Here is a 22,212-nt window from a genome sequence, read left to right on the forward strand (position 1 = left end):
AACGACCTGAAAAGCACGAAGAACGACGGCGCGGCCAGACCGCGCAGCGGCGATACTCAGGTCAGATGTTTTGGCGGCGGCGTATCAAGCCGAGGATGGTCTTCAAACTGGAGCTTTGGCGATACGAATGCCAGTTTGACCGGACGTGCGGAAGGCCCCGCATCCGGGACGACGGCGGGCATCAGCACCGGTGCGCACACGTAGCAATGCCCGGCGACCACGGGCGATTTCTTCGAGCCATCCTCATCCGGACCATTGTCCGGGATACTGCCAATGTCAGATGACATAGTGGCCGCGACAGCCTCGTCTGTGCACGAAATAGAATGCGCCAGACCGACGAAAAGATAGGAAAAAGCAAGCAACATCAACAGCGTCCGGCGAAGTCCGGATGCCTGCAGTCTTGTCAATCTTTGACCGACCTGACGTTCCATATTCTCCGGTTAGCAAATTCCATTGGCGAACACTATTACAATGTTAGCCCAAGGCCCGGGAACTCCTCGGTTTTCGGAAATTTGATTTTACAACCGCCTTGCCCTAGCTGTGCCGGCTGGCGACCGATTTCGCAAAACTTGGGAGTATCGCGGTGGGTAAAGGTCATTCGCACGGAGGCGCAATTCCGTCAGCGGCGGGACGTCACCGCAAGCCGCTCTATGCGGCGCTGGCGCTGACGTTGACTTACATGACAGCCGAAATCGTCGGCGGGATCTGGACGGGTAGTCTCGCGCTGATCGCGGATGCCGCGCATATGGCGACGGATGCCGGTGGCCTCGGATTGGCGCTGTTTGCGATCCATTTCGCGCAAAAGGCTGCTACGCCGCAGAAGACTTACGGTTATCTACGGACCGAGATTCTTGCCGCGCTGGTCAACGCAGTGGTGCTCCTTCTGCTGACCGTCTACATTTTGTATGAAGCCTACCAACGTTTTCGCTCTCCACCGGAAATACTGGGTGGCCCGATGCTGGCCGTTGCGGCCGTCGGATTGGTCGTGAACCTTCTCAGTATGAAGCTGCTCTCTGTGGGATCATCGGAGAGCCTCAATGTCCAGGGCGCCTACTTCGAAGTACTCAGCGACATGCTGGGATCGTTGGGCGTGATCGCTGCGGCGCTAATTATCATGTACACCGGTTGGACGCTGGCGGATCCGATCATCGGCGCGGGCATCGGCCTCTTCATCGTGCCGCGCACCTGGAAGCTGTTGAGCCAGGCGGTCCATATCCTGATGGAGGGCGTACCTACCGAAATCGATCTACCGGAGCTCGAGAAGACGTTGCTGCGTATCCCAGGCGTCGTTGCCGCTCACGATTTGCACGTCTGGACGATCACATCGGGGACGGACTCATTCACCGGACATGTCGTCGTGTCCGACATGAAATACGCAGCCGCGGTCCTGAAGGGCGTAAAGGCCATCTTGGAAGAAAAGTTCAAGATCGATCACGTGACCATTCAGGTCGAGAATGAGGAGATCCGAATGGCAGAGCCGACCCTGCGGGTCTAGAGATGCGGAACCATTTTTGAGGCTGGCAAGACGTGCAGTACCGGGAAACGCAACCATATCGCAAGTAATCACTTTGATCGTTCGCTCGGTCTGCGCTGCAAGATGCCGCATTGCGGAGTTTAGGCAGTCAGCGTTGTATCAGAGAATTGAATGGCGCGTGATTCGCTTCCGAAGGGACAGCAGTGAGCGAAACTACACTCATCCATCTCTCGCGCTTGATGGCCCTCAGGCGCAGGCTCGATGTTGCCGCAAACAACGTTGCGAACGTCGAAACTACCGGTTTTCGCGCTCAGCAAATTTCGTTTCATGAATATTTGAAGCCTGAAAAGGGGGAGGAGATCGGAATTAAACCTGAGCGTCCCCTCTCTCTGGTGGATGCGGCGTTTGCCTTTACGAACACGTCAGCCGGGGCGATACGGACGACGGGAAATCCTCTCGATCTGGCAATCAAAGGCAACGCCTATTTCGTGGTGCAAACATCTCAGGGAGAACGCTACACCCGAGACGGGTCATTTAGCCTGGATGGAACTGGCCGGCTGGTGACCATGGACGGGCAGCCGGTTTTAGCCGACAGCGGCACGGTAAACGTGCCTGTCCAAGCTGGAGCGATCAATATCAACGCAGGGGGTAGGATTTCGACCAAGCTTGGGGACTGGGCCGATTGCGACTCGCGAGTTTTTCTGCGCGGGCAAACATTCAGGCGGTGGGCGGCAACCTTTTTAGCTCGGATCGCGTACCAGAGGCGGTGAAGGCTGGCTCGGCGACGGTTTTGCAGGGCGTGACTGAAAAATCCAACGTTCAGCCAACCATAGAGATGAGCCGACTCATCGAAATTAACAGATCGTACGAGTTGGCGAGCAAATTGTTGAAAGATTTACAGGACCCGACTGAGCTAAGCAAGTTGGCTAACGTACCGGATTAGTTCGCCAGAACTCCCATCGGTGGTCTAGTTGCGAGTCCCCTCTTCAAGCCATTTTACCTGACAGGGCGAGGAGGCTAACATTGGTGTGTCATCGAACGATGAATGGCTCGACTTGCTTGGCCCATGTAGCAACCGGAACTTGGCGCCATGAAATGGATCCTCGATCTCCTGGGGCGCCTGATCGCCGCCTATCTGCAGCAGCCCTCGTCCAGCTATGAGCCATTCACCCCGGCCGATCCGAAAGCGCTCCAAGCCTGCATTAGACCCGGCGATATTTTGCTCATTGAGGGTAACAATCGCATCTCCGGAATTATCAAGTACCTCACGCAGTCAACCTGGTCTCACGCTGCGCTCTACGTAGGATCGACGGTGCCAGGCGAATGCGAATTGGTGGAGTCCAATCTGGACTATGGCATTACCTGCGTCTCTCTGTCGAAGTATTCCAAATTTCATACTCGTATATGTCGACCCGTCGGGTTGGCCCCCGAAGACTGCGAAGCGGTATGTAAATTCGCAGTTGCGCGGATCGGGCTCAAATACGATCTCAAGAATCTGATCGATCTTGGGCGTTACCTGGTGCCGCTTCCGGTGCCAAAGCGTTGGCGGCGCCGAATGATCGCGTTAGGTTCGGGTGATCCCACCCGCCTCATCTGTTCCGCCCTTATCGCCCAAGCGTTCATGGATGTTGGTTACCCCATTTTGCCTGTTATTACTCCGTTGGAAAGCGATCATGCGCGGAAGGAAATCTTTCATATCCGCGACTCGTCACTCTACACGCCTCGTGATTTCGACATTTCCCCTTTTTTTGCCGTAGTCAAACCGACAATCGAGATCGGCTTTGACTATAAGAAAATAGTTTGGTGCTCTGATCCACCTCATTCGATCGGTGAAAATCTCTAGCCTAGCGTCCGTCCGCGAACGATAAGCTATGGAGATATATTTATGAATCTTTGTTTTGCCGGGTTGAGCCCGGCGATTTCGGGTGTGTTTCGGGAGCATTCCTCTGAACCCAGAGCCCCCATTAAAATCCCTCATCAAACGTGATGATGACGACCAGCAGCTTGTCGCACTGAGCGGTCGACGCGCGATTTAGCGAGCTTGCGTCAACGAGCTTTGCCGCTGTGGGCCCCCCAGAAGCCCTCGATCAATGCGGCGGCTTACGGCCAAGTCGGAAGCCGCCGCATGCCCTCAAAGATATTCGGACATTTTTCAACTGGTGCAGCGGGAATATCTCGGCGTTGGCACGATCAATTCGCCCGATACGAAAAACGGCCGCGCGTTCGTGCTCCCATAGGGAGGATGGCGCAGATGGTGATTGCTTCGGTGCCGGAAACGGACGGCTACGTGTTTCCGGCGAGTAGGCTCAGTGGGATCATCCCGTACGCGGGGTGGGGGACGCAATTCAAGGGCTTCTAGCGCTCTCGAGAACGTCCGTGGACCTTGCACGATCTGCGCCGCACGTTCGCGACGAATCTTGCGGCCCTCGGAACGCCCATACACGTTACCGAACGTCTGTTGAACCACGTATCCGGTAGTCAGTCCGGTATCGTGTCAGTCTATCGGCGATACGACTTCGCGAAAGAAATGCGTGAGGTCGTGGATAAATGGGAAGCGCAGCTAAAGAAAATCATTCAAAGATAGTTACAATTCAAACTCGACCTTGCTTCCGCTCGCTTTATTTTCGAGGGGAGGCAGCACCAGGCTTTTGAACTTCTCTTTCGAGAGCGTCCAGCGGATCGGTGGCGCGGGAGCAAGTCATAGAGGGCGTCCACAGCGGCATTAGCCGGTCTCGATGATTGCCATAGCAGTCGGGTTTCCAAGATAGCCCGGTAAATCAGTTTGAGGTTCATGGGATAACCTGAACATGATCGAAAAATCGCGTCAGTGGTCGGAAATGAATTTCGCCTAAATAATGTGAAGGACAATGGCAGCATGTCCGAGGTGCAACGGCAAAGGATCAATGCTTGCAATGAATGCTACGGAAGCGGGAAACGGTATGAGGGTAAGCCGTGCAATTTTTGCAAAGGCTCCAGGATCGGCCCATGCGTGAAGTGCGACGGTACAGGACACGGGTAGGCCGTATCTTTGCTTGACGTTCTTGATTATGAATGGATATTCAACTACTTACGCAAAAATAAAGGTTTGACGGCCGGAACGAAACTCCCCGGACTCAATTACCCCTCCACAGTTCACCATAGGAGTGGAAAATGAGAACACTAGCCATCGTAATTGCCGTCGGCGCAGCCGCGCTTCTCGGTGGTTCCGCAGCAAATGCCGACAACTCGGTGAAGACGGTAACCGCAACCAGCGGAACGAGCCAGTCAACCGACTTCAGTGCCCATCGTCGCTATCGCCACTATGGGCATCGCCGCGTCTACAGGAGCTACGGCTATTACGCCCCTCGACGGGTCTACTACGCGCAACCCTACTACGCACAGCCGTACTATGGCGGCGGCGGGTATGGATATGGGTACGGAGGCCCGGGCATAAGCCTCGGCTTTGGCGGCTTTGGCGGTCATCACGGTGGCTTTGGCGGTCATCATGGTGGGTTCGGCGGCGGCTTTGGCGGTCATCACGGCGGCCATCACTGAGAGTCGTATGAAGCCCGAAGGTACTTCAAGGCAGTAGCGATCAACCACAAAGGGGAATGAATATGAACACACTTACGTTTTCGCTTTTGGCTGGTGCTGTCGGGCTGTTCGTGAGCGGTGTCCAGGCAGGATCCCTTACCAAGGGCGTTTCGCAGGCCGATACCGGCCTGCTGCGCGTCCAGATGGTCTGTGATCAACATGGCAATTGCCGGGAACAGCATCATGACCAACCTGTCGTAATTATTCAGGAACGCCATGGTGAACCTCGGCGCGAACATCACGAGGAACGCCCTCATGACCGACCCGCCATGATTATTCAGCAGGACCGTCATCAAGAGCCACGGCGAGAGCACCACGAGGAACGCCCGCAGCAGCACGGACAGCCTGGGATCGGTATTCAAGTCCCGGGCGTGAGCATCGGGGTGGGTGACAACAGCCACGAACGTCGATAAGAACGAAAAGCCCGCATCGCTGCGGGCTTTTATCTATGAGTATTATTTCCCGAAGCGAGAGCTGCTTTAACTGTAGAAGCCACACTCGTCCGTTTCTTTTGAACGCTCGATCAGGCAGTGATGATCTTCTTTCAGTTCCTTCATGGGGGCATGAATTTGCGTGAAGCCGTATTCACGATCGAGAGTGACGGGCACTGATCCACGCGCCGCTCGCTTTGAAGAAACGTCCAGCACGCCGCGCTTCTGTGTGGCTTCTTTTGGGTAGGTTGTTCGGAGGTCATACGAAATAAAGTGATGGAGGCCTTGACGCCGAACTCGTAAGGCGCGCTGGCCTTGCCCTTGCCGATGCACTCCACTCCACCTCGGGGGCATGGAAGGAATAAAGCTTCCAGCCGCGCTGGCGCTGCTGTTGCGAGCGGATCTGCGTGGCCCGGCCAAGCGGCAGGGCGAACGCCTCTTCTAGTGCTGGATGGTTCTCGATCTTGCGGCCGATGTCGTGGATGATCCGGCCGAGCCGGCTCTTCAGGATACGCAACTGCCGCTGATGCCGCCTGAATTGTTTGGCATGGGCATAGCGGCCCGCCATCATCGCGGCGGAATTGGCGACGCGAGAATAAGATTTCCAAAGCCTGACGCCATGCCTGATCGCCAGATTGATGGCCGCATGAAGCAGTTTGGCATCGGTCGGGAAGGTGATGGCCTTCGGCTGCACCGTGGTGTCGACTGTGACCCGCTTGAGGTCCTGGCTGCGTAACGCGCCGGCCCCATGCGCCACCCGCAAGCTCTCGGCCAGCAGCAGCTCCAGCTTGTCGCCAAGCCGCTTGCGCCAATGGCTCAGGTCCGAGCGCTCGTGCGGGAAGACGTGCTGGAAAACTCCTAAAAGGGAATCCCTAGAGTTCACACCACCTAGACCGGCGCGGGCCATTCTCGCGGCATCGTAAACCGTTGTAACGCCTCCACTGACATGTCAAGCAATAGGGGAAGTGCGCTTCGGCGGGTGCGCAGCTGGGTGGTAGAAGCCCGGCCTTCGCAAGGCACTTTATTGCCGCGGTAACAGCTTGGCCTCCGCCACCGCCGCGCTGTAGACCGTTTCCGCAGGTCCGCAGGTAGACGTCACCTCGCGCAAAGCATCTCTCGCTTGCTCGATTTGGCCGTTGTGCAGCGCCAGTTCGCCCAGGAAAAAATTCGCTTCGCATTGGCGTTTGGACTTTTCGCGGCTTGGGCCCTGTTGGGCAGCAGCTTTGACCTTGTCCGCATCGAGAAGCCCGAGGTACATATCCAGCATTGCCCCCGGCCACGCTCCGCGTTTCACGGCCATTGCATTCGCTGCAAATTCTTCGCGGTCGGATTCCCCTTTATGAACCCGGGCAATGTGCAACCAAATAACGGGATAGGGGTTCGAAGGGCGCAGTCGTACGGCTGTCTTAAGATCCGCAATGCTATCGTCGATGGCGCCTGAGAATAGATGCGCCCGCCCCCTTCCCAAGTACGTGGCTGCATTGCCGGGATCCAACGCCAAGCTGCGATCGAAGTCGGTCAACGCCTCACCATATTTTTCGATTGCCAGATTCACGTTTGCTCGATTTGACCGTGCGGAGACGTCGCGCGGATTGAGTTTGATTGCGGTATCCAGATCGGCTAGAGCGCCCTGGACATCTCGGAGCAAGAATTTCACGATTGCCCTGTTGACATACGCTTCGGCGTAAGTCGGCTGCAACAAGATCGCCTTGTCGTAGTCTGCGATGGCGCGTTCTTCGTCTTGCTTCAACACATAAGCATGGGCGCGATTGTAGTAGGCTTGGGCGTAGTCGGACTGCAAGCGGATCGCGCGGCCAAAGTTTTCGATGGCGAGATCAATATCTCCCAATTTTTCATAGACGTTTCCAAGGTTATTGAAAGCAAGCGGATCGCTTGGATTCAATTTACTGGCCGTCAGGAAATCCTGCATCGCGCGCTGGTATTCGCTCTTCTCGCCCCAGATGATCCCTCGATAGAGGTAGACATTAGGGAAATCCGGAAGCAGCGCGACGGCCGCGTCGAAATCCGACAACGCGCGGTCGCGAATTCCGAGCGCTTCATAAGAGACGCCCCGGCTGTACAACAGGAGGCCACGCTGTTTATCAGCGAACAGGCCGCGCTGAAGCGCTTCGTCGAACAAGCGTATTGCCACAGTGAAATCGCCACGATCCTTTGCAACGAAGCCGGCCTGAGCGAGATCGAGAGGATCGCGTTGCGCGAAACTGGGCGGGACCAAGCATACCGCAACGCCCAGCGCCGTGGTCAGGGCGAAAAGGATCAATCTGGCGGGATTCAACAATATGCTACGCATCGGATCGTACCTTGCGGAGGCGGCGGCTACACCTCCTTGGGTGATCGGGCCAGCGGGAATCGTTCCTTTCGGATCGTGCTCGGGCTTCCTGTCTTGCCGCGGTATTTAGCAATTCAGAGCTCCAATGCATACGTCCCTTAACGATCAAACTTGGTCTAGTCGGGCATTGTAGGCAGGATCGGAGACCAATTGATAGCTGAAGGACAGCGCTGTCTTCTTAGAACCGGGGTCGGGTGCGGTGCGGTATTAGGACAATTCGGCCGGCCCCAACGCGCACGATTAAGTTGAAAAACGGTGCGCCTGTAAGCCGAGGGATCTGGGCGGAAGTCGCGCTGGGGTGGATGCCGACCCCCAATTCACGAAAATCGGAACGGGATGCCCAGCAGGGGGGTTCCATCGAGAACTCTCCGACTGAAAAACATTGTGCGGTAGTTTGGGTCCCGATCGTGTTGGACTATTGGCTTGAACTGGGCTGTTAACGTCCGCATATTCGAAGAATGACCGACAAAGCGCCGTTCACGATTGAAATTCTGGGATTTGTGCACGACTGCCCGGTAATTCTTGATCGAGTGGTAGGCGGCTCCTTGTACCTTGAGGAAGCCAAGCGAATAGGTCAACATTTGCTCTCCATCGCGCAGGGGCCACAACCTCAAGGCTACCGGGTCCTGACGAACGACCACCAATTGGTGTTTACTTGGCGTTCTGAAGATAGTGATGGAAACTCATCTCAAACGCATTCACATACCGAAGCAGTTCGCTAACGATGCGGGTGGCTTTCGGTTAATTCACTGCGTACCACGCGAACACATCCATCAATCCGATTTACATCCTCCGACCCGACTGCGGAGCGCGTTCGGCGATTTATTTCTAGCCAATTCTGCAAACGAATTCGGCCCACGAGGAAAAAAACTTCCTGCGCCGGGCGAATTTTTTTAGGCGAGAAAGCGAACGACGCACCGGCGCGTCACCTAGGCAAAAAATTCTTTGCGAACCCGATCACCGTCAACGCTGCGCCTACCGGTCCAACGACCGTAACCCAAGGGTGGTCTGGAAATGCGCGATGTAGCAAGATACCGGCGACGGTCGCCACTAAGGCGGTCATCGTCAGAAGTCCAATTATAAAAACAGCCGTTTGGCTTCGGGACGCCACCTGTCAACCTTTGCTAGATTCGGCCTAATGTGGAAGGATCGTTCAGATAGAACATAGCAAAATACATTGGCGGCAGCGCATTTTTCTACAACCTCGTCTTCCAAATGAAGGCGTCTTGGCCATTGTGGAACTTTGGTCGTGCCTTGAGCGTATTAGAGAGTAATTGGACCTAGTTTTTTGAGATCTTTGAGGCCGGTTGGATGAATTCGTCGGAAAGCGCCGCCAAAGCCGGTCCTAGTCCCGTCGTCGGCCGCAGCAAGCCGCGGCTGCTCGGCGCCCTCGGTCCGGGCCTCATCACGGGTGCCTCGGACGACGATCCGAGCGGCATAGCCACCTACAGTCAGGCGGGCGCCCAGTTCGGGTATTCGCTGAGCTGGACCATGTTATTGACTTACCCGCTGATGGCGGCGGTCCAGATGATCAGCGCCAGGATCGGACGGACGACGGGCCGTGGTCTGGCAGGCAATCTGCGCCAACATTATCCAAACTGGCTCCTACAAACGTTTGTTGCGCTGCTGACCACGGCAAACACGATTAACATCGGCGCCGACCTGGGTGCCATGGCCGATTCTACGAGTTTAGTCCTCGGCGGTTCGAGAACGTTCTATGTAGCGCTGTTCGGCGCTATCTGCATCGGCCTGCAGGTCCTGCTACAGTACACCCGATACGTATCCTATTTGAAATGGCTAACGCTCGCGCTGCTCGCTTACGTGGCGACATTGTTCATGGTGGACGTGCACTGGGGCGAAGCGCTGCGCCAGTTCGTCATGCCGTCGCTCACCTGGAAAACCGAGTACATCCAGACGATCGTTGCCGTCTTCGGCACAACGATCAGTCCCTATCTGCTGTTCTGGCAGGCCTCTCAAGAGGCGGAGGATATTCGCGCCGTGCCGCAGCGACAGGTCCTTAAGCGGGTGCCCGAACAGGGTCCCGACGCCATCAAGCGGATCGAAATTGATACCCTAATCGGCATGGGGATTTCTAACTTCATCGCCTTGACTATCATTCTGACGACCGCTGCAACGCTCAACGTATCGGGCGTGACGAACATCGAAACTTCCGCCCAGGCGGCCGAGGCGCTTCGTCCAATAGCGGGAAATTACGCTGCGACGATCTTCGCACTAGGCGTGGTAGCCACAGGCCTTCTCGCCATTCCCGTACTCGCCGGGTCGGCAGCCTATGCGGTCGGCGAAGCTCGCAAGTGGCCGATCGGTCTGGCCCGCCAGCCCCAAGAAGCGAAGGCTTTCTATGCCACTATCGTGATGGCAACGGCCGTTGGAGTGCTGCTCAACTTCACCCCGATCAATCCTATTAAGGCGCTTATTTGGTGCGCCGTTATCAATGGCATCGTCGCCGTGCCGGTGATGGCCTTAATGATGCTGATGGCCGCCAACACGAAGATCATGGGTCAATTCACTATCGGTGGTTGGTTGACGGGGCTCGGCTGGATCGCGACCGCCACCATGGCCGCAGCGGCACTTGCGATGGGCGTCACGTTTTTCATGTGATCGTGTCGATGTGGCCGGCCATGAGGTGGGATCCAGCCGATAGCGTCGCAAGCGCGATTGCTTCGTCCCACTCCGAAAGGCGCGCGCTTAGCGGCCGCCGTCGCGCAACGGCTAGAACTACCTGCACGAGCGAGTTCAGTCCGCTGAAGCCTGCCAGGTAACGAAGGGCAAGCGAGAGCGTGCCACCCGTACTGACTGCAAGGACTGCCGCTAGAGCAACCGCCAGCGCGATCTCCCACCCGACTTTGGTGAGCCACTCACGTAGAAGGCTTGTTTGCACGCATTAATCTCCGGGGGCGACAGGCGACGACCCGGATCGGTGTTCAGCCTGCGAGCTCATCTAACAGCAGAATTAGCAAAAAGCCTACGAAGAACAGGCTGGTGACCCACGGCTTTTCCGGAGCCGAATGCGCCTCGACCAACAGCTCTTCCGTGACGAGATATAGCAATGCAACCAACCCAAATGAAAAGAAGGCCGCGATCCAAAAGTTTGGAAGATGGCTAACCGGGATGCCGACGGAGGCACCAAGGGGCAACAAGATCGCGATCCCGCCAACGACGGCGAGAACATTTGCAGGCTTTCGAATCGACTCGGACAGTTCGCCGGTCAATGAAAGGCCGAGGAACAAGACTTCCGTCGTGAGCGCAACCGTCAGTAAAAAACCTTGTTTTGCGCCCGCTGCGAAACCGATGCCCAACACCAGTCCATCGATGAAGATATCCACCGCTACCATGACGATGAGACCGGACGTGCCTTTAGTCATTTCGCCGAGGCGCTTGATAAGTAGCATAAGCACAATGCCGGCCGCCCCTCCCAGGATGACTGCCCAAGCTGACTGACGGTGTTTGATGTCGGGCAGAAGCTCTCCGGCGGCGGCGGCGAACACCACACCGGCGGCAAAATGCTGGATAGCACCAGCGAATGTGGGCGACGGCTTCCGCCAGACCGCCGCGGCGGCGCCGACCACGACGGCTACGGCCGGGATCAGCGTGTACATCCAAGCGGACATTAAGAGTTCCGCTCTGTCGGCCGCGCCGGTGAGTTGGGTAAGAGACGTTCTTTCCAGAAATGCAACCTAATCCCCGTTAGCGAGTTTTTAATTTCTATACCAAAGGAGTTTCCCATGACAGATACCTCGCAGATCAAAGAGCACATGGACGTCGTCTCTTCCGACAAAAAGACAGTCGGCAAAGTCGACCATCTTGAAGGCTCCGACAAGATCAAGCTGACCAAACAGAGTTCGCCCGACGGCGTTCACCATCATTTTATTCCCGTTGGCTGGATCGATCACGTCGACCAGCACGTCCATTTGACAAAATCCGACGCGGAAGTCACTGCCCATTGGCAGCACGAAGGCATAAAGTAAGACGCAGATCGGGCCGGCGAGAAACGTCGGCCCGTTGCCTTACACGACCTCTTCCGGAGCAGCTTTGTAGATTACGTCCTTGCTCGTCTCGATCTGGGCCCGTGACTGGCCGGTTGAGAATCATGAGCGAGTGAGTCCGAGACGGACCGGGTAAACATCCGCGCTAATGCCGCGGCGCCAGTCGGTCGAAAGGTGATATTACCGCCGTTCGCACCGCTGCAGTCAGACGCCACCCAACCGATAGTTCCATGTGCGAATGCGCCGAAGCCCAGCGAAAGTTGATTGGAGCGCAGCTTGAGAAAGGATCGCGCAAGTTAGCAACAGTCATGCTTGTTTATGAAGTCGTTTACTTGACTTCATCATCGCCGTCTCGCAGCTCCGATGGGAGGCAGCTAACTCCCTGTGACGACGGAAGCCCGAGGGTCCTTCGCAGATATTGCAGCGAATTCTTATCGACACTCGGCAAACTTAAAAATTCAGCATCTGCCTTATCGCGAACCTCGCCGACGGTTTTTAGACCGGCCGAATTCAGTAGGTTTCGAATTCTCTGCGGAAGTCGTACACTTTCAATCAGCGTGTTATCCGGGAGCTCGGGAGCTGGATCAATCATCTAGTCACTCCAATGCACTCCGTACGGCATTATCAGGGAGCACAATTATCGGTCTTTCCGAGTTTCAATTTAGCTTGAGTTTCTAATATGACCAAGTGCCGTCGAATCGATCCGCTACTACTTCTCAAAGGGTCATTGGCACCCTAGGCTGCCTGACTGGCATGAGTTATATTTTCGCGTTCGGCGGCGGACTGCAGGACAAGTCAGTCCAGCCATTCATTGCCCGGGATTTCCTGATCTTCCTCTATGCCTGACGGTGCGGTCATCCAAGGCGATCCTGGGGTCGTCGGCGCCACGGTTGCTTGCAATGCGAACCTGCCTGATTGTTCTCCGGCCAAGCGGACCGCGATGGATCAGATGCGCATTTGTCAACGATCCCTGATCGACGGTGAGACGCGACTGGGATGACACTGGCAGCTTGAGGCCTTTGCGCAAACAGCCTTCGAATTTGGCTTAGCGGCTATTGAACAACTTTCCGGTTGCAAGCGATTGGGCTTGGCCGTCGCCGCAACTCAACAAGTTCGGCCCCGAGCGGCGGGAGCGTGATACGGACCGCCGTCGAAAATGCGCGATGTCGGGGAGCCATTGGAGTTTTTCGGCTGGCGAGCACAATCTTTCGCTACGCGACGACAGCGCAGGATTCACATAGCGGTCTTCGAGCTGTCTTATAAGTAGCGCGATGGCTGGAGCGGTTCGGAGGCATGGTCGGCTCTGAGCGGCCAGCGAAGCGCCAAAAGGTCGAGCAGGATGTCACATCAATTGATCGAACCGTTAACAGGGGCTGGCGACGAGTTATGTCGTTCTCGTCATTTTGACGTTACGCCTTTTGACGTTACGGCCGCCGATTCGGATCATCATCCGACAACTGATCACGCAGGCCAAAACCGGCTTGGGGATCGGACTTATGTTGGAATAACAGTCTTCACCATGTCTGAGAAGCAGTGATCTCGTCCATTGAAGAGTGCGGGCGTCGCTCAATGCCCATTCGTTCTTGCAATTGCGAATTAGTTGCAATAATGCTTTGGGATGGATGTCATCTTTCTTTGGTCTACTTTAGCGTTGGGTAACGGGGCGCGTTATGAAGCGAGTGTCCAACTTTTTGGGTGGCACCTGGATAGTGCTTGCGACGTGTTCTGTCGCGATCGCAGGTGACCTTCCCGTAAACCTTCCGGTCAAGGCACCTTTGCCCTACGTCTCGAAGGCTGCGGAGGTGACTGGTTACGATTGGAACGGTTGGTACATCGGCGCCCATGCCGGGGTGATCAAAGGCTCTTCAAACTGGTCCGCAACTGCGCCGGGAGCCGGCGGTCCAGGTTTGAATGGATCATTCGATTTTCCGTTCAATTTCGATTTCATGGGCGGAACGGGCAGCTATTTCGCCGGACTGCAGGGTGGGTATAATTACGTTTTTCAGTCTCGCTGGATGCTGGGTTTCGAGGCCGACGCTAGCTTTCCGAATTCGGACGTGCAGGTACCCTTTTCCGTGCGTGGCAGTCAGACGGTCACCTCGCCCTTGACCGGCCAAGTGATCTACGGAGAGGCGGTCATCCATTACGGAAGTGCCCGCGCTCGCCTCGGCTACGCGTTCGAGCATTTTCTCCTCTATGGAACGGGAGGATTGGCCTGGACCTACAATCAGGCAACGCGGGATCAGGTGACCGGTTTTCCCGCTGGCGGTTTCGCAACGCCGGGAACCGTGGACACGAGGCTGCTGTGGCGATTGGGGTGGGCCGCGGGAGCGGGCATCGAGATTCCGCTCACCGGCAACTGGACCGCAAAAGCCGAGTATCTGTCGACTGGATTTGGCCGCAAGGGCGTGACATTCCCGGCCGCAGCGGAGGTGTTCGCATCCGACCTCGCCATGCAAAGCGTCCGGCTTGGTGTGAACTACCGGATCGGTGGAGATAACGCTCACATATCGGACTTCCTGGCCAAGGGCCCATCCGCTCTGGAAACAGACCGCGTCGCGTTCCACGCCCAAGCCACCTACGTCAATCAGTATGCCCCTCCATTTCGGGCTCCCTACAGCGGCCAGAACAGTCTCGCACCGAATATCGGCCGCGAGACTGCAGACGTAACCTTGTACGCAGGCGTCCGGCTCTGGGAGGGCGCCGAAGCATGGGTCAATCCGGAAATAGATCAGGGCTTTGGACTGAGCAAATCGGTCGGCGCAGCGGGTTTCCCAAGCGGCGAGGCCTACAAAGTCGGGGCGAGTTACCCGTACACGCGTCTGCACCGGGCATTCCTGCGACAGACCATCGACCTCGGCGGCGAGGTTCAGAAAGTCGATGCCGGGCTCAACCAGTTTTCCGGGTCGCAGACTTCGGATCGGTTGGTGTTCACTGTCGGAAAATTCAGCGTCGGCGATATCTTCGACACCAATAAATACGCCCATGATCCTCGCGTCGATTTCATGAACTGGACCATCATCGACACCGGAACGTTCGACTATGCGGCCGACGCCTGGGCTTACACCGTCGGCGCGGCCGCGGAATGGTACCAAGGTCCCTGGACCTTGCGCGCCGGCCTATTCGATCTATCCATCGCACCGAATGCCACCCACCTCGATTCACAGTTCGGACAGTTCCAGTGGGTCGGCGAGATCGAGCGGCGATATGCCATCTGGGATCAACCCGGGAAAATCGCGATCAGCGGATTTCTGACACGCGGCCGGATGGGAAGCTTCCAGGACGCGATCCAGTTGGCTGCAGTGAACGGAGGACCCGCCGATATCGCCGCCGTGCGGCGCTACCAAAGCCGTGGCGGCATCAGCATGAATCTAGAGCAGCAACTCATCCCCAATGTCGGCCTGTTTGTCCGAGCCGGGGTCGCGGATGGCAGTAAGGAGCCCTATGAATTCACCGACGTCGATCGAACCGTCGCCGCCGGCCTATCGATTTCCGGAAAGCAGTGGGGGCGGGATAACGATACGTTCGGCATAGCCGGTGTCGTCAACGGGATTTCCGGCGTGCACCAAGCGTTTCTCAATGCCGGCGGACTTGGAATCCTGGTTGGCGATGGCAAGCTGCCAAATCCGGGCAGCGAAAAAATATTCGAGACTTATTATAGTTTTCCGGTATTTTCCACGAAGGTTACGCTGGACTATCAGCTCATCGCAAATCCAGCGTACAATCGCGACCGAGGCCCAGTTTCGGTGCTCAGTTTTCGCGTGCATTCGCAATACTAAGCAATTCTGATCGCGCTCTCGGTTAATCCCAGTGCGACTATCAGCATATGAAGCATCACGATGATGGTGTGGATGACACCCACTCGACGGCATCAAATGTGGCAGAGTGTTGCCGAAGCAACAAAGAGAGGAGTAATCCACAATGCATCCTACCACCATCGGCTCTCGCCAAGCACGTCTTTCAAGTGCATGGCGTGGAGGCTGCGGGTAAAGTAGGGGTTCTCAACCCCGCGCTCGCAGAGCGCTTCATCGGAGAGGTCATAGGCGCGCTTGAGGATCACCCCAGCCCCGCCATCAATCGCGTCGGCAGTGGCGGGCGGCCCGGATCATCGGTGTAGACCGCCCCAGACTCCCGTTCCAGGAACCCCCAATTCCACCGTGCGCCCCAGCGCCGCCAGCGGATGCTTCAGATGATCTGATCGAGCCGCGGAATGATCCTGCTCTCCCGTCGTGCCGGCGGCCGCATCTGGTCCCTCGCCAAAGCTCTCAAAGGCGCGTGAATGACAAATCAAATTTGCAAGGAATCCCCTTCCGCACACCCGATTTCCGGCAAACTAAATTGCCTCAGAGAACAGGTCACGCTGAAGCGCCTCATCAAACAAGCGTATCGCCAGCGTGAAATCGCCGCGATCTTTCGCAACCAAGCCGGCCTGTGGGAGATCGAAAGGGTCGCGTTGGGCGAAGCTCGGGAGACGAGGCATATCGGCAAGGCCGTTGCCGTGGTCAGTCCAAAAGCGACCACCCATCGACCATACCTTACCTCACCTCAACGAGGGGGCGCCACCGGCGCAACCGCCTCGTGGTGTCAACATCCGGTAACTGCCGTAGACCAGTGCGGCAGTTTCAGTCGGCGAGGAAGCCCTCTCGTAATAAAGTCTCAGAATGCAACACTCTTACAACCCGGCTCGACTGCAACGGGCTTCGACAGGATTTTTTTACTGGCCGATGCCTTACCTGATATCGGCCGGTCCACGGCAACCATGTGTTTGATGATCGCGGATGCGACCCCTACCGCAGCCGCCAACGAGATCGCGTGCGGACACATCGGGCAATCTGACGGTTGACGGAGATGCTACACCAACCATCACCACGGGAAACGCCGGTTTAGTCTGAAAAGACCCGATGGCTTGGCAAGTTGACCATGTTGCGGCCGTGAACGCCATTACCAACATTGGGAAGCGGATGCGACACATTGGAGCCTCCGCAAGCAAGCAACCAATGGGATCCTTACTCCATAACGGGCCACTACGAAACTCAAATTAGGCCACAAGCGGTTAAAACAGGTGAGCTAGTAGGAGCGGTTGGGCAGGACGATCCTAGCCGCGATCGCCGGAAGCACCCCCATGAGGGAAGACCTGCCAGATGCACGTGCAAGGACGCTATTAGAAATACTAATTTAGCGACTGCCGGCGAGAAGCCGTTCGCCTCTGTGTGCGGCGCAATATTTTCATCGACTTCGTGGGCCGTTGTTGTTTGATCCAGAACTCATCGGAGATCATGATCCGGCCTATGTTCGGTACAGCTTGCAGGAAAATGGGCATTGGGCCTTGAATAGCGACGTCACGTTGGATTTCAACCTAGGTGACGACACATGTTAGAGTAACGGATGTCCGAAACTCCTCGTTCTCAAATCTGGTCGGGGGTTCCGATGGCGTTGGCATCCGCTGTGTTGTTCGGTGCCTCGGCGCCTCTGGCTAAGGTTCTCCTGGGTTCGATTGCGCCGCAGATGCTGGCAGGTCTCCTGTATCTAGGCGCGGGAACGGGATTGACGATCGTCTATCTTGGGCGGGCCGCTTTTGGCGTTCCTGTCGCTGAAGCAAGTCTGCGACGCGTTGATCTGCCCTGGCTGGCCGCTGTTGTGATTTTAGGGGGATGTCTCGCCCCGTTGCTGCTCATGATGGGTCTGCAGCGCACCTCCGCTTCGTCGGGCTCCCTGCTCCTCAATCTCGAAGGCCTTGCCACAATGGCCATCGCGTGGGTGATCTTCAAAGAGAATGTCGACAGTAAAGTCTTGCTGGGAGCGCTTGCGATCTTGACCGGCGCGGTGATCCTGGCATGGGATGGACAAAGCATCACGATCGATGCCGGCGGAGCACTGATTGCCGGGGCCTGTTTGGCATGGGGCCTCGACAACAATTTTACGCGCAAGCTTTCTGCTGCTGATCCAGTCGTCACGACCATCATTAAGGGACTAGTGGCCGGAACCGTGAATATGGGGCTGGCGCTTGCAATTGGCTCAGCGCTTCCGCCTCTTTCCGTGATCGGTGCTGCGGCCTTGGTAGGCTTTTTCGGCGTCGGGGTGAGTCTGATTTTATTTGTGCTGGCGCTGCGGCATCTGGGGACCGCCCGGACCGGCGCTTATTTTTCGTTGGCGCCCTTCATCGGAGCGGTTGTGGCGATCCTGCTTCTGCGCGAGCCGCTCACCCCTCAGTTGGCACTGGCAGGGTTGCTAATGGGCGGCGGTATTTGGCTGCATCTCGCCGAGCGGCATGAGCACGACCACGAGCATGAGTTTCTAGAGCATGACCACAGCCACGTCCACGACGAGCATCACCGACATCATGCCGAAGAGATGTTGGAGCGTCATTCACATTGGCATCGCCACGAACCTATTCGACATAAGCATCCACACTATCCCGATTTGCATCATCGACACCGGCACAATTAGATCTGCGCACGCAGGAACAAGCGAAATTGGCAACGCAACTGCGGCGGCGGTGGCGACCAATGGCCATCGTACCAGCAGCGGGGCGGCGTATCGTGTGCAAGTTCAAGACGTCCCGGCCAATCAAAGCCGCCGTCCCCTGCCGCAGTGAGCCACTCGTTCGCAGCGTCTGGCTCGAGGCCGGCCAGGTCTCAGGGACATTCAAAGCTACGTTCGAGGCGAAGTTTGCGGAGTTGGTAGATTATGCAAGGAAGCAGCCGGGACCAGCCTAGGCTACGGATCTTGTTATCTAAGCTGGGAGGACTCCCCTGGCCGCGAAGCACGCTGCTGCAGCGCAGCCATCGTGGCCGTGCAGCCCGAGGATCCGAGACGCTTTCCGCAGAGAAGCCTGCGCACCCCCCGGGGCCTCCCGTTTGGCAAAACGGCCGTGCAGGGCCCCTACACTCGCCTGCCCTGCGAAGGTGTTTGGTCCCGGAAGATTAGCTAGAGCTTCGCACGGCGCGAGATAGTCGAGGCATTTGAGGCGGGTACGGTTGTAGTCCATGACGAAGCGATGAAGAAATTGATCGCGGTCGAGGTGAGAATGGAATAGCCGGCGGGCGATGCCACGTTTGGGTTCGCGGCCGATCGCTTCGACGATCCGTCGATTGAAACGCTCGACCAGGCCATTGGTCTGCGGACGGTAGGGTCTAATCAGGCGGTGTTGAATGCCCCGCTTTGCACAAACTTGATCGAACGGATGCTGGCCAGATGGCTTGTCGATCGGCTTGTTCTTCTTGTCGACGGCGAAGCGGTCCGTGAACTCGGCGCCATTGTCGGTAAGAATGGTGTGCACCGGATGCGGGAAGTGGGCGAGGAAACGTTTAAGGAATTCTTCCGAAGTCCTGGCATCCCGGTTTTGATGGATCTCCATGTAGACGTAGCGAGTGGCCCGATCGATCGCGACGAAGGCGTAGCTTTTACGTCGCTCGAGGGCCGGCAAATGTGGATGAAGCCGACAGTGGCCTGCTCAAAGATGCCAACAGCAGGCTTGTCGGGCTTCGGCCTTTGGTTCAGACCGTGCCGCTTCAGGCAGCGATGGATCGCGCTACGTGACAGCTTACAGTTGACGCAGCGCCGCATCACCTCGACGATATCATCAAGTGGCAACTGCAGCCGCGTCCGCAGCTCGCAGACGAGCGCCTCCTCCATCAGCGAGAGGCTGGTCGTCAGCTTTTTTGGCGTATGCGAACGATCGCTGACCGTAGTACGGGTGCGCCACCGCCGGATTGTGGTCTGGCTTACGCCGAGTTCGCTCGCCAGTTCCGCGATCTTCTTTTTGCTGCGCTGAATGTAAGCCCGGACCTTAGGCGTGGTCGTAGCGTTGGCGTGCAGGTTCAGTTCCATGACGCAAGGCGCTCCCTGACGTAACAGACGCCTCTTTCTACACCGATTCCATTCAACCAATCTTCCGGGACCAAACACGAAGGAAGGGTCTCACGGGGGTCGCCGCGGGCTCACAGGCCTAAATGCTCAATTTCCCATGCCCCTTGGCCGCGGACAACGTCCAGCGGCATGCGACCGGGGTCATATCTGCTCACCTCCGGCACATTGAACCGACGGACCCAGTCCCCGAAATCTTCATTCCGGCCGAGCCTGGTTTTCGGAACGAAGATATTTCACAAGCGCTACTGCCGCCAATATTAAAACGACGATGACCAGCACGCAGACCAGACCCATGCCCCAAGACATTGCGGGCGAAATACCGTTCATCATGGATCACCTCGTTTTGTTGAAGGCGCGAGAGGTCGCAAAATCTTGGACGGTTCGTCGAGGTCGGTCTGGGCGACCGGCGCATCAGTTTCTGCCGCACCCATCATCTGGACTTGGGACCGCCTTGGTAACGCCAGGCTGATCCGCCGTCGTTCACGTTTGGCGCGGAATGCAGGCGTGACGGTATCCGGTCGTAAGCGAACGCGGAATTCGGATCGCCTTGTGAGCTACCGGTCCTGGCTTGTGCGCTCTGCCTGGCCTCATTCGGCCAATAGCTTTTGTCGGTGATCGTTGATCCGGCAAATGCAGACGCCGACGCCGCCATTAGCGGCAACAAGAGTGAAATCGTGAGAAGTTTTTTCGTCATGATCCGGCTCCATCAGTTCTTCGAAGCGCGTCTTGTGCGCTTCTACTTATGAGTTCGGACCGTTTCGTTCGCCGGTTACAAGCTCACGCTGACGTGACCGGCAAACGCTCACCAACGCAATAGTCGTGGCCCCATTGCTGCGCCCGCTAAGGTGCAAAGCACAATCGTGCCGCCGTACCAAACCGCTACAAAAGGCAGGGAATCGTCCGCGCAATGCAGCGCATACGCCATCGCGCTAACGCCGCCCGCAACAAGTCCCGCGAAAGCACCCGTGCGAGCAAGGTTCGTAGGCGCCGCCTGTCGAACGGCCCAGATAGCGACGGCGAAAGGAACGATCGCGATGACCGGAATGGAAACAAGGCATTCGAGCCATTCGTCTCCGATGATCATCTTGGTCCAGTGCGAGCTTGGCGCCAGCCCGAGGCTGATTGCTGCAAGCGCCACGATGACAAGAAACGGCACCGCAACGAGATACGATCGAGGTTTTCGCTCCCCGCCAGGGCGCGCCAGCTTTGCGAGATAGACAAGCGCGAGGCTGAAAATCCCGACCGCGAATGAGACCTTTGTGGCGACGAAACCCAAGGCGCCGGACGTCACCATGTCCGGACGGACGCCCAGCCCGAAGATCGTGATTCCCAAGGCCAGAATTGAACCTGCCCCAAGCGCGACCAGAAGCGTGCGAACGACCAAACCGCGGTCGACCGGCTCGGGATTGGTACTCAGGAGGGCCACAAGCTCGTCAGTCTTCATGTCCGCTTTTCCCGGCCGATCAGGGTAGCCAGTGCTTTGAGTCCCCGGTGGATGTTCACTTTGACCCCCGGCTCGGAGATGCCGCATCGTACTGCCGCCTGCGCGATGCTCAACCCGTCCAGCTTCACGGCCTCGATGGAACACCGCATGTTTTTCGGTAGTCGCTCCATGAGCCTCCTAACATCGTAGCTACTCTCCGCGCCGACATTGTCGTCGTGCGCCATGATTGCATCGGCCTCCTCGATAGGCACGTCGGCCCGCGACGTGCGGGTACGCCGCAGGAAATCGATCAACTTGTAGCGCGCGATCGCATGGACCCAAGGCGTCAGAGGCTCGGCAGGATCATAGGTGTGCCGCTTGAAGTGAACCGCCAATACCGCCTCCTGAACGAGATCCTCCGCTTCTGCCGCACCCCTTCCCATCCTGGCGAGCTTGCCCTTGTAGTAGGCCCGCAAACGGCTGCTCAATCGCTCGAGCAGCGCGCGGTGCGAGGCCGCGTCGCCGTCCAGGCTGGCAAGCATTAGCGCCTTGAGTTCGATTTCGTGGGTCGTCATGCTTGCGTATCTCTGTTAGTTCGCCGGTCCGGCGGATTTGGTTACAGCCGAAGATGACCGGCCTCAAAAATAGTCGGAAAGGTCTGCTGCGCTTCGGCTAGGCCTCAATGCGCTTTGCTTGCCGATCGCGTCTTTTCCGCTCCTCGCATTCGTGCAGCAATTCGGGGCCGGCCCAGACCGCGGTTCCATCGTCATCCACGATGAGCGGCATGAAAAGGTTCAGGGTTTCGCTCAGCCGAACGACGCGGCCCAAGGCGCTCTCGTTGTTCGGATGCGGCTCGCATCGCAGGACCAGATCGCCGGATGGGCGGGAATCGACCTCAGGCCGCTGCTTCCAGCGCCGCAACAATTCCTGGCAGGCAAGCTCGACGGCGCGTGGCACCGGCCTGAGGTCACTTTCCCAGTATTGAACTGCGCCGCGACTCATGCCGAGCAGTTCTCCCGCCACGATCTGGTTGATGCCCAACTTCTTCCGCCACTTTTTGAAGTCCCACTGGTCCCTCACATCATCCT

General features: G+C 57.2%; 21 protein-coding genes and 4 pseudogenes. 12 read left to right on the forward strand and 13 right to left on the reverse strand.

Going from position 1 to position 22,212, the window contains the following annotated elements:
• Window positions 1–56 precede the first annotated feature (56 nt).
• Window positions 57–431 carry a hypothetical protein gene (locus JQ507_35175; GenBank protein ID QRI73749.1) on the reverse strand — a complete coding sequence of 125 codons (375 nt, stop codon included), beginning with the start codon at window positions 429–431 and terminating at the stop codon, window positions 57–59.
• Window positions 432–583: 152 nt separating this feature from the next.
• Here JQ507_35175 and JQ507_35180 point away from each other — a divergent pair, with 152 nt between their 5' ends.
• From JQ507_35180 to JQ507_35200, 5 genes and pseudogenes are all read left to right on the forward strand, one after another.
• Window positions 584–1,495: a cation transporter gene (locus tag JQ507_35180; protein QRI73750.1), complete on the forward strand. Its 912-nt coding sequence runs from the start codon at window positions 584–586 to the stop codon at window positions 1,493–1,495.
• A gap of 218 nt (window positions 1,496–1,713) precedes the next feature.
• Window positions 1,714–2,417, forward strand: a pseudogene (gene flgF / locus JQ507_35185) (flagellar basal-body rod protein FlgF).
• A gap of 147 nt (window positions 2,418–2,564) precedes the next feature.
• Entirely contained in the window at window positions 2,565–3,317 is a 753-nt protein-coding gene (locus JQ507_35190) for a lipo-like protein (GenBank protein ID QRI73751.1), read from the forward strand.
• A gap of 540 nt (window positions 3,318–3,857) precedes the next feature.
• Complete coding sequence (locus tag JQ507_35195; GenBank protein ID QRI73752.1) at window positions 3,858–4,058, forward strand: tyrosine-type recombinase/integrase; 201 nt, start codon at window positions 3,858–3,860, stop codon at window positions 4,056–4,058.
• A 566-nt stretch (window positions 4,059–4,624) separates the two neighbouring features.
• Window positions 4,625–4,894 (forward strand): annotated as a pseudogene (locus JQ507_35200) (hypothetical protein).
• 107 nt (window positions 4,895–5,001) lie between these two features.
• Here the strand turns inward: JQ507_35200 and JQ507_35205 are convergent.
• The 4 genes and pseudogenes from JQ507_35205 to JQ507_35220 all read right to left on the reverse strand — a co-directional run bounded on the left by JQ507_35205 (window position 5,002) and on the right by JQ507_35220 (window position 7,789).
• Window positions 5,002–5,448, reverse strand: a complete 447-nt coding sequence (locus JQ507_35205) for a hypothetical protein (GenBank protein QRI73753.1) — start codon at window positions 5,446–5,448, stop codon at window positions 5,002–5,004.
• 78 nt (window positions 5,449–5,526) lie between these two features.
• Complete coding sequence (locus JQ507_35210) at window positions 5,527–5,694, reverse strand: hypothetical protein (protein ID QRI73776.1); 168 nt, start codon at window positions 5,692–5,694, stop codon at window positions 5,527–5,529.
• Window positions 5,695–5,753: 59 nt separating this feature from the next.
• Window positions 5,754–6,331, reverse strand: a pseudogene (locus tag JQ507_35215) (IS5/IS1182 family transposase).
• Between the two features lie 168 nt (window positions 6,332–6,499).
• Window positions 6,500–7,789 carry a tetratricopeptide repeat protein gene (locus JQ507_35220; protein ID QRI73754.1) on the reverse strand — a complete coding sequence of 430 codons (1,290 nt, stop codon included), beginning with the start codon at window positions 7,787–7,789 and terminating at the stop codon, window positions 6,500–6,502.
• A 497-nt stretch (window positions 7,790–8,286) separates the two neighbouring features.
• Between JQ507_35220 and JQ507_35225 the strand changes: the two genes are divergently transcribed.
• The gene (locus JQ507_35225; protein ID QRI73755.1) at window positions 8,287–8,550 is read left to right on the forward strand and encodes a hypothetical protein; all 264 of its coding nucleotides are present in this window, start codon (window positions 8,287–8,289) and stop codon (window positions 8,548–8,550) included.
• 589 nt (window positions 8,551–9,139) lie between these two features.
• Window positions 9,140–10,447 (forward strand): Nramp family divalent metal transporter, encoded by a 1,308-nt coding sequence (locus JQ507_35230; GenBank protein ID QRI73756.1) that lies wholly within the window; start codon window positions 9,140–9,142, stop codon window positions 10,445–10,447.
• A 323-nt stretch (window positions 10,448–10,770) separates the two neighbouring features.
• Here JQ507_35230 and JQ507_35235 read toward each other — a convergent pair whose 3' ends face one another.
• Complete coding sequence (locus JQ507_35235; GenBank protein QRI73757.1) at window positions 10,771–11,457, reverse strand: transporter; 687 nt, start codon at window positions 11,455–11,457, stop codon at window positions 10,771–10,773.
• A 114-nt stretch (window positions 11,458–11,571) separates the two neighbouring features.
• On the opposite strand from JQ507_35235, the gene JQ507_35240 reads away from it, so the two are divergent.
• Complete coding sequence (locus tag JQ507_35240; protein ID QRI73758.1) at window positions 11,572–11,814, forward strand: DUF2171 domain-containing protein; 243 nt, start codon at window positions 11,572–11,574, stop codon at window positions 11,812–11,814.
• Between the two features lie 346 nt (window positions 11,815–12,160).
• On the opposite strand, the gene JQ507_35245 is transcribed toward JQ507_35240, so the two are convergent.
• The gene (locus tag JQ507_35245) at window positions 12,161–12,424 is read right to left on the reverse strand and encodes a hypothetical protein (GenBank protein QRI73759.1); all 264 of its coding nucleotides are present in this window, start codon (window positions 12,422–12,424) and stop codon (window positions 12,161–12,163) included.
• A 1,078-nt stretch (window positions 12,425–13,502) separates the two neighbouring features.
• Here JQ507_35245 and JQ507_35250 point away from each other — a divergent pair.
• Complete coding sequence (locus JQ507_35250; protein QRI73760.1) at window positions 13,503–15,611, forward strand: carbohydrate porin; 2,109 nt, start codon at window positions 13,503–13,505, stop codon at window positions 15,609–15,611.
• 212 nt (window positions 15,612–15,823) lie between these two features.
• Here JQ507_35250 and JQ507_35255 read toward each other — a convergent pair.
• Window positions 15,824–15,933 (reverse strand): annotated as a pseudogene (locus JQ507_35255) (transposase).
• Between the two features lie 178 nt (window positions 15,934–16,111).
• Here JQ507_35255 and JQ507_35260 point away from each other — a divergent pair.
• Both JQ507_35260 and JQ507_35265 read left to right on the forward strand, forming a co-directional pair.
• Window positions 16,112–16,675, forward strand: coding sequence for a hypothetical protein (locus JQ507_35260; GenBank protein ID QRI73761.1), 564 nt, complete (start codon window positions 16,112–16,114; stop codon window positions 16,673–16,675).
• Window positions 16,676–17,217: 542 nt separating this feature from the next.
• A complete protein-coding gene (locus tag JQ507_35265) occupies window positions 17,218–18,279 on the forward strand; it encodes a DMT family transporter (GenBank protein QRI73762.1) in 1,062 nt (353 codons plus the stop codon).
• Between the two features lie 286 nt (window positions 18,280–18,565).
• Here JQ507_35265 and JQ507_35270 read toward each other — a convergent pair whose 3' ends face one another.
• Entirely contained in the window at window positions 18,566–19,258 is a 693-nt protein-coding gene (locus JQ507_35270) for a transposase (protein ID QRI73763.1), read from the reverse strand.
• A 6-nt stretch (window positions 19,259–19,264) separates the two neighbouring features.
• Here JQ507_35270 and JQ507_35275 point away from each other — a divergent pair, with 6 nt between their 5' ends.
• Window positions 19,265–19,606: a hypothetical protein gene (locus tag JQ507_35275; protein ID QRI73764.1), complete on the forward strand. Its 342-nt coding sequence runs from the start codon at window positions 19,265–19,267 to the stop codon at window positions 19,604–19,606.
• 525 nt (window positions 19,607–20,131) lie between these two features.
• On the opposite strand, the gene JQ507_35280 is transcribed toward JQ507_35275, so the two are convergent.
• The 4 genes from JQ507_35280 to JQ507_35295 all read right to left on the reverse strand — a co-directional run bounded on the left by JQ507_35280 (window position 20,132) and on the right by JQ507_35295 (window position 22,204).
• Window positions 20,132–20,398, reverse strand: a complete 267-nt coding sequence (locus JQ507_35280) for a hypothetical protein (GenBank protein QRI73772.1) — start codon at window positions 20,396–20,398, stop codon at window positions 20,132–20,134.
• A 105-nt stretch (window positions 20,399–20,503) separates the two neighbouring features.
• Window positions 20,504–21,145 (reverse strand): DUF1109 domain-containing protein, encoded by a 642-nt coding sequence (locus tag JQ507_35285; GenBank protein QRI73765.1) that lies wholly within the window; start codon window positions 21,143–21,145, stop codon window positions 20,504–20,506.
• On the reverse strand, window positions 21,142–21,699 hold the full coding sequence (locus JQ507_35290) for a sigma-70 family RNA polymerase sigma factor (GenBank protein QRI73766.1): 558 nt from the start codon (window positions 21,697–21,699) through the stop codon (window positions 21,142–21,144). The genes JQ507_35285 and JQ507_35290 overlap by 4 nt, the downstream gene beginning before the upstream one ends.
• 97 nt (window positions 21,700–21,796) lie before the next feature.
• A complete protein-coding gene (locus tag JQ507_35295) occupies window positions 21,797–22,204 on the reverse strand; it encodes a transcriptional regulator (protein ID QRI73767.1) in 408 nt (135 codons plus the stop codon).
• Window positions 22,205–22,212: the final 8 nt, after the last annotated feature.

It is taken from the genome of Bradyrhizobium sp. PSBB068 (assembly GCA_016839165.1).
Lineage (GTDB): Bacteria > Pseudomonadota > Alphaproteobacteria > Rhizobiales > Xanthobacteraceae > Bradyrhizobium.

Coding starts and splice junctions, on each gene's coding strand:
- JQ507_35230 (QRI73756.1), top strand. CDS start 9,140: ATGAATTCGTCGGAAAGCGCCGCCAAAGCCGGTCCTAGTCCCGTCGTC.
- JQ507_35260 (QRI73761.1), top strand. CDS start 16,112: ATGACAAATCAAATTTGCAAGGAATCCCCTTCCGCACACCCGATTTCC.
- JQ507_35285 (QRI73765.1), bottom strand. CDS start 21,145: ATGAAGACTGACGAGCTTGTGGCCCTCCTGAGTACCAATCCCGAGCCG.
- JQ507_35240 (QRI73758.1), top strand. CDS start 11,572: ATGACAGATACCTCGCAGATCAAAGAGCACATGGACGTCGTCTCTTCC.
- JQ507_35225 (QRI73755.1), top strand. CDS start 8,287: ATGACCGACAAAGCGCCGTTCACGATTGAAATTCTGGGATTTGTGCAC.
- JQ507_35250 (QRI73760.1), top strand. CDS start 13,503: ATGAAGCGAGTGTCCAACTTTTTGGGTGGCACCTGGATAGTGCTTGCG.
- JQ507_35275 (QRI73764.1), top strand. CDS start 19,265: ATGAAGCCGACAGTGGCCTGCTCAAAGATGCCAACAGCAGGCTTGTCG.
- JQ507_35245 (QRI73759.1), bottom strand. CDS start 12,424: ATGATTGATCCAGCTCCCGAGCTCCCGGATAACACGCTGATTGAAAGT.
- JQ507_35290 (QRI73766.1), bottom strand. CDS start 21,699: ATGACGACCCACGAAATCGAACTCAAGGCGCTAATGCTTGCCAGCCTG.
- JQ507_35235 (QRI73757.1), bottom strand. CDS start 11,457: ATGTCCGCTTGGATGTACACGCTGATCCCGGCCGTAGCCGTCGTGGTC.
- JQ507_35265 (QRI73762.1), top strand. CDS start 17,218: ATGTCCGAAACTCCTCGTTCTCAAATCTGGTCGGGGGTTCCGATGGCG.
- JQ507_35175 (QRI73749.1), bottom strand. CDS start 431: ATGGAACGTCAGGTCGGTCAAAGATTGACAAGACTGCAGGCATCCGGA.
- JQ507_35190 (QRI73751.1), top strand. CDS start 2,565: ATGAAATGGATCCTCGATCTCCTGGGGCGCCTGATCGCCGCCTATCTG.
- JQ507_35220 (QRI73754.1), bottom strand. CDS start 7,789: ATGCGTAGCATATTGTTGAATCCCGCCAGATTGATCCTTTTCGCCCTG.